6 protein-coding genes are annotated in these 3986 nt (G+C 66.8%); 5 read left to right on the top strand and 1 reads right to left on the bottom strand.

The window, feature by feature from the left end; translation table 11 throughout:
* Together DU475_RS23255 and DU475_RS23250 are read left to right on the top strand one after the other, a co-directional pair.
* A partial coding sequence (locus tag DU475_RS23255) for a putative bifunctional diguanylate cyclase/phosphodiesterase (RefSeq protein ID WP_164633458.1) occupies nt 1-668 on the top strand: 668 nt, incomplete at its 5' end.
* A 17-nt stretch (nt 669-685) separates the two neighbouring features.
* A complete protein-coding gene (locus DU475_RS23250; RefSeq protein WP_013500390.1) occupies nt 686-1129 on the top strand; it encodes a BLUF domain-containing protein in 444 nt (147 codons plus the stop codon).
* Between the two features lie 10 nt (nt 1130-1139).
* Here DU475_RS23250 and DU475_RS23245 read toward each other — a convergent pair whose 3' ends face one another.
* Nucleotides 1140-2066 carry a polyprenyl synthetase family protein gene (locus DU475_RS23245; protein WP_013500391.1) on the bottom strand — a complete coding sequence of 309 codons (927 nt, stop codon included), beginning with the start codon at nt 2064-2066 and terminating at the stop codon, nt 1140-1142.
* A gap of 100 nt (nt 2067-2166) precedes the next feature.
* Here DU475_RS23245 and mtgA point away from each other — a divergent pair, with 100 nt between their 5' ends.
* The 3 genes from mtgA to DU475_RS23230 all read left to right on the top strand — a co-directional run.
* On the top strand, nt 2167-2871 hold the full coding sequence (gene mtgA, locus DU475_RS23240; RefSeq protein ID WP_013500392.1) for a monofunctional biosynthetic peptidoglycan transglycosylase: 705 nt from the start codon (nt 2167-2169) through the stop codon (nt 2869-2871).
* Between the two features lie 161 nt (nt 2872-3032).
* The gene (gene rpmF / locus DU475_RS23235) at nt 3033-3215 is read left to right on the top strand and encodes a 50S ribosomal protein L32 (RefSeq protein WP_013500393.1); all 183 of its coding nucleotides are present in this window, start codon (nt 3033-3035) and stop codon (nt 3213-3215) included.
* Between the two features lie 250 nt (nt 3216-3465).
* Nucleotides 3466-3986, top strand: a 521-nt coding sequence (locus DU475_RS23230; RefSeq protein ID WP_164633457.1) for a hypothetical protein, incomplete at its 3' end; no start/stop codon positions are given.

Raw genomic sequence — 3986 nt, 5'->3', positions numbered from 1 at the left:
GGCGCTGCCCGACGCGGGGCCCGGTGTCGCCGCTCGACTTCATTCCGATCGCCGAGGAGACCGGGATCATCGGTCCGATCGGCGAGTGGGTGCTGCGCACCGCCTGCCGCGACGCTGCCGCCTGGCCGGGCGACTACATGGTCGCAGTCAACATTTCGGCGATCCAGTTCGCCAACCGGTCGCTGGTGGCGACCGTCGTCTCCGCGCTCGCCGACAGCGGGCTCGACCCGCGGCGGTTGGAGCTGGAGATTACCGAAAGCGTGATGCTCGATTCGCGCGGCAATGCGCTCGCGGTGCTGCAACAACTCCGCGGCCTCGGCGTCCGGGTATCTCTGGACGATTTCGGCACCGGCTATTCGTCTCTCGGTTACTTGCGCAGCTTCCCGTTCGACAAGATCAAGATCGATCAGTCGTTCGTGCGCGCGGCATCGGAAGATCCCGGAAACCGCGCGATCGTGCGGGCAATCGCCTCGCTCGGTGCCAGCCTCGGCATGGCGACGGTGGCTGAAGGCGTCGAAACCGAGGACCAGCTCGCGCGGGTCGCGGCCGACGGCTGCACCGACGTGCAGGGCTATCTGATCAGCCGGCCGATCCCGCCCGGAGACATCGAGCACTTCCTCGCCGAAAGCCGCAACGTGATCGACGCTGCGACTGAAGTCAGCCTCTGACCTGGAATCGTCCGCCGATGTCGAGCCGGCTCTTCCGCTGCGTGTACTACAGCAAGAATCTGATCGCCGGCGGTCCGGTTCGGATCGCCGAGGAGGTCGATTCGATCCTGGCGGCCGCGCGCCGCAACAATCCGCCGCTTCAGATCACCGGCGCGCTGGTGTTCAACCGCGGCCTGTTCGCCCAGGTGCTGGAAGGCCCATGCCCCTCGGTCGAACGGCTGTTCGAGAAGATTCTGCGCGACGAACGCCACGGCGATATTCAGGTGCTCGCCTTCGGCGCAGCCGAGGCGCGGCTGTTCAGCAACTGGTCGATGGCGTTCCTCGGGCGATCGCGCGAGGACGAGAATCTGTTCGGCCATATCGGCCGGCAGACCGGCTTCAGTGCCGAGCGGATCGAAGGTGATCGCCTGCTCGACATCGTCCGCAACCTCGCATTCGAGGAAGAAGCCCGCGCGGCATGAGCCGCCCGGATCAGTTCTTCCGCTCCGCCACGAAGCGGGCGGCGGCGCGAAGTACGTCGCCGCGTTCGCCGAACGGCGCCAGCGCCTGATCGGCCCGCGCAATCAAGTCGCGCAGCCGCTGCTTGGCGCCGTCGATGCCGAGCTGGGTGACGAAGGTGGTCTTGCCGAGCGCGGCATCGGCGCCGGCCGGCTTGCCGAGCGCTTCCGCGTCGCTCTCGACGTCGAGCAGGTCGTCGGCGATCTGGAATGCCTCGCCGAGCGCACGGCCGTAATCGTCGAGCGCGCGATACTGCTCGGCGTTGGCTTGGCCCAGGATCGCGCCGGCGACGCAACCGTAGCGGAGCAGGGCGCCGGTCTTCATCTGTTGCAGCTTCGCGACGTCGACCGGCTCGCGGTCACCGAACCGGCCTTCTCCGGCGAGATCGAGCATCTGGCCGCCGACCATGCCGCCGAGCCCGGCGCAGCGCGCCAGTACCCGCGTCAGCATCAGCCGCACGGTCGGATCCGTGTGCACCTCGTCGCGAGTGACGATATCGAACGCGAAGGTCAGCAGCGCGTCGCCGGCGAGGATTGCGGTGGCATCGTCGTAAGCCTTGTGCAGCGTCGGCCGGCCGCGACGCAGGTCGCTGTCGTCCATCGCCGGAAGGTCGTCGTGGATCAGCGAGTAGCAGTGGATGCACTCCAGCGCGGCACCGACCAGAAGCGCGGCGTCGCGATCGATGCCGAACACCGCTGCGCTTTCGACTGCGAGAAATGGCCGCAGTCGCTTGCCGCCGCCGAGAGTAGAGTACCGGATCGCCTCCATCAGCCGGCGCGGCCGGGCGATCTCGTCCGTCATCAATTCGTCGGACAACAGTCGGCCGAGCAGCGCTTCGGTGTCTTCGGCGGTGCTATCGAGCCGCTTGGCAAAGTCGATCGTGGACGTGGCGGTGGCCATTCGGAAGTGCTCCAGATAAAATTCGGCCGGACCATTCATCATGGCACCGGCTTCGTCAATTCGGCGGAGGGCAAGGGGGCCGCCATCACCGGGAGCGATCGTGTCTGATCCCGTTGCGTCTCCGCTTCGCGCCAAGCGCGTGGTTCGCATGGTCGTTCTGGCGGTGCTCGCACTGCTGGCCCTGCCTTATCTGCTCACCGTTCTCTATGCGGCCGGAGGTCAGCCGGGCTCGACCCTGATGCTGGGGCGCTGGCTCACCGGCGCCCCGGTGAGCCGGAGCTGGATCGATATCGAGACGATCTCTCCGGCGCTGCCGCGCTCCGTGGTGGCCGCCGAAGACGCCAAGTTCTGTAGTCATCGCGGCATCGATTGGGATGCGGTGCGCGATGTCCTCGACGACGACAGCACCAGCCGCGGCGGCTCGACCATCACCCAGCAGGTGGCGAAGAACCTGTTCCTGTGGCCGGGCCGCAGCGTGATCCGCAAGGCGCTGGAGGCGCCGCTGGCGTTATGGATCGATCTGGTGATGTCGAAGCGTCGGATCCTCGAAATCTACCTCAACATCGCCGAGTGGGGGCCGGACGGCCAGTTCGGCGCGATGGCCGGCGCCGACTACGCCTTCGGCCGCTCCGCGGCTCAACTGTCGGCCAAAGAGGCAGCATTGCTGGCGGCGATTTTGCCGAACCCGCGGATTCGCAGCGCCAAGGCGCCTGGTCGCGGCGTGCGGCGGCTTGCCGCGACCTACGTCGCCCGCGCCCGCTCGGCCGAGCTGCGGCAGTGCTGGCAGCAAAATCGCGAATCCTGACCGCGGGTTGGGGCGAAATTTGCCGATCCGTTGCCCTAGCATTCCGGTCCGGCTTCCGTTATAAGCCCGGCCTTACGCATTTCGCCTGCGCGCAAGCGGGCCGTCCCAGTGTGGACGCCGACACCGATTTCGCCAGGGAACCTCCGTCAAGGATTATCGATATGGCCGTTCCGAGAAGAAAAACTTCGCCCTCGCGGCGTGGCATGCGTCGGTCTGCGGACGCGCTGAAGCGTCCGACCTATGCCGAGGACAAGGACTCTGGCGAACTGCGCCGTCCGCATCATCTCGATCTCAAGACCGGGATGTACAAGGGCCGTCAGGTGCTGAAGAAAAAGGATTCCTGAGCGCTCCGCTCGGGTCCTGTCGGCGCGGCACGCCCGCGTGTTCGGTGAACACGCCGCCGCCGCGCCAGATCTTACGGGATGGACGCGATCGTCGGCCGCACGGATGCGGCGCTCGGTGCGAACGCGTTCCGGCACGGCTGAAGTCGTGAGAAGTCCTGATTTCGTGCCAAGTGTTGCGTTAGCGAGTTGACGTCCGCGTCCGGACGATCGCAGGGACGCATCTGTTTGTCGTGAACCACAGGCTTCACCGATGTCGATTATCGGTTTCCCGCTGCTGCTGATCCCCGTCGCGATCTGCAACATCATCGTCTTCCTGATGCCGGGGCTGGGGTTCGACGCGGCGCTGGCTCGCGTGGCGCTGCCCTCCGGGGCGACCTGGACGATCGCGCTCGGCGACGTGCTGATGGCGCTCGGCGTTCTGCTGCTGTTGCCCGAGGTGATGAAGGCGGCGCGGCCCGGCGCCAAATATCTCACCGATCATCTGCTGTCGCTTCTGGTGCTCGGCGGAACCGTGGCGGAATTCGTGATGCTGCCGCAGTTCGCCAACCAGACGGTGTTCGTGCTGGCGATGTTGGCGCTGGTCGATTTCCTGAGCGGCGTTGCGCTGCGCAGCCGGCACCAGAGTGCGGCAAGGGCCGGTCAGCCGGCGAAGCGCCGCGGCAAGGCCGTTCAACCGATCGCTCTGCCGGAAGACACGACGGAAGCGCCTGCGCCCGCGCTGCCGGCTAGCGAACTGTTGCCCCAAACCGCCGAGCCGACCGCGGCCGCGGC

Origin of the sequence: Rhodopseudomonas sp. WA056 (assembly GCF_010906995.1) — a bacterium.
GTDB lineage: Bacteria > Pseudomonadota > Alphaproteobacteria > Rhizobiales > Xanthobacteraceae > Rhodopseudomonas > Rhodopseudomonas palustris_G.
The sequence above is the reverse complement of the archived record's forward strand: the minus strand, read 5'-3'. Positions and strand labels throughout refer to the sequence as shown.

What these genes read in the sequence shown, in the direction of transcription:
- DU475_RS23250 (WP_013500390.1), top strand. Translation starts at nt 686, where the DNA reads ATGTCGAGCCGGCTCTTCCGCTGCGTGTACTACAGCAAGAATCTGATC.
- DU475_RS23245 (WP_013500391.1), bottom strand. Translation starts at nt 2,066, where the DNA reads ATGGCCACCGCCACGTCCACGATCGACTTTGCCAAGCGGCTCGATAGC.
- rpmF (WP_013500393.1), top strand. Translation starts at nt 3,033, where the DNA reads ATGGCCGTTCCGAGAAGAAAAACTTCGCCCTCGCGGCGTGGCATGCGT.